General features: G+C 53.2%; 1 pseudogene. It reads left to right on the top strand.

Annotated features, from left to right (window positions below):
- Positions 1 to 444 (top strand): annotated as a pseudogene (locus tag NI467_RS14965) (Fe/S-dependent 2-methylisocitrate dehydratase AcnD); the annotation flags it as partial.

The following is a 444-nucleotide window of genomic DNA, read 5'->3' as shown; positions in this document are numbered from 1 at the left end:
CAGCAAGTCCGCTGTATGACTGGCGTCCGCAAAGTACCTATATCCGCCGCCCGCCTTACTGGGAAGGCGCACTGGCTGCCCCACGTACACTCGCGAATATGCGTCCACTGGCAATTCTGGGTGATAACATCACCACGGATCATCTGTCACCATCGAATGCCATCATGCTGGATTCGGCAGCGGGTGAATATCTGCACAAAATGGGGGTGCCTGAAGAAGACTTCAACTCTTATGCAACACACCGCGGTGACCATTTGACAGCGCAGCGTGCAACCTTTGCCAATCCGAAACTGTTTAATGAAATGGTGGTGCGTTCTGACGGCAGCATCAAACAGGGTTCAAAGGCACGTGTAGAGCCGGAAGGTGAGGTGATGCGGATGTGGGAAGCGATTGAAACCTATATGAACCGCAAACAGCCGCTGATCATTATTGCCGGCAAGGACT

This window comes from Acinetobacter sp. S4397-1, assembly GCF_024129285.1.
GTDB lineage: Bacteria > Pseudomonadota > Gammaproteobacteria > Pseudomonadales > Moraxellaceae > Acinetobacter > Acinetobacter lwoffii_C.
This window is presented reverse-complemented; position numbering and strand designations above follow the sequence as displayed.